The sequence below is a fragment of the Streptomyces sp. NPDC055506 genome (genome assembly GCF_053643595.1).
Genome location: NZ_JBSHKH010000055.1, coordinates 50,601 through 51,719, shown reverse-complemented (window position 1 = coordinate 51,719; position 1,119 = coordinate 50,601). Strand labels below are relative to the sequence as shown.

The window sequence follows — 1,119 nt, the reverse complement described above, 5'->3', positions numbered from 1 at the left end:
GTCACAGGTGCCTTCGCCTCCTCGGCGTTGCCTTCCGGCGCTCCGGCAGGCGCGGACACCCGCCGCGAGGCACGGCGACGGGTCCGACGGGGGGCGGCGTCCTCGGACACCTCGGCAGGCTCGACGGCCTCGGCGGCCTCAGGGGACGCAGCGGCCTCGTCGGGCGCGACGGCCTCGGTCTCTTCGGCAGGGCCAGCGGTCGCGGCCTGCGCCGTCTCGGACGTCTCCGCCGGAGCCGCAGCAGGCGAGGTCACCGTGCGCGTCGCACGACGCCGGGTACGCCGGGGAGCGGCGTCCTCGGACACCGCGGCGGACGCGGCGGGAGCGGAGACCTCGGCCTGCTCCGACGCCTCGGAGTCGGCCGGAGCGGCGGCGGTCACCGGGACGACGGTCTCGGCGGCCTCCGTGGCCTCCGGGGTCCCGGCTGGTGCGGATGCGCGACGGACGGCGCGGCGCCGCTTGCGAGGAGCGGCGGGTGCTGCCTCCTCGGCGATTTCGGTGGCTTCAGCGGCCTGCGCGGCCTCGGACGTCTCGTCCGCCTCGGCGGCGGCTTCCTCGCCGGCCGCTACGGCCTCGGTCGTGAGTTCGTCGGGATCGGCGGCCGGTATGGCCGGAGCGACGGTCTCCACCGGGGCGTCGGAGGAGCCGCCGACGGGGGGACCCGCCGGGCGGGACGCGGCACGGCGCCGCCGGCGGGGCGGCAGGGTGTCGCTGGGGGTGTTCTGTTCGGAGCCCGTTGAGGACTCTGCGGGTTCGGTCGGTTCGAGCATGCGGGCTTTTCTCCCGTCAGGCTCCCGGGCGCCGCGCCTGGTCCGGCGATGCCGGTGACGTCCGCGGCTCGCGCTGTGCGCGTCGCCGCCGTCCGGGGCGCGGGCGCCGCACGGGAGCTCTCCGTGTCCTGTCTCGCCGGTTCCGTACGCCGAATGCGTACGGCCTGGCGAAAGTCTTCTGGTCGGTACGCTGCCCGACCCAGGTGGCTCCCGAGTCCGAGGGCGGCGCTACGACGTGTCCCTTCGCGGAACCTTCCTTACGCCGGCGCCGTCGCGGCGGCAGTCGGTTCGGCCGTTGAATGGGCCTCCGCTGCCTCGCGGTCGGGCGCGAGCGGGTCGGTCACCGTGC

At 76.5% G+C, this 1,119-nt stretch carries 2 pseudogenes; both read right to left on the bottom strand.

The window, feature by feature from the left end:
- Positions 1–770: pseudogene (locus tag ACWIF2_RS21750) on the bottom strand (Rne/Rng family ribonuclease); the annotation flags it as partial.
- 257 nt (positions 771–1,027) lie between these two features.
- Positions 1,028–1,119: pseudogene (locus ACWIF2_RS21745) on the bottom strand (TIGR03936 family radical SAM-associated protein); the annotation flags it as partial.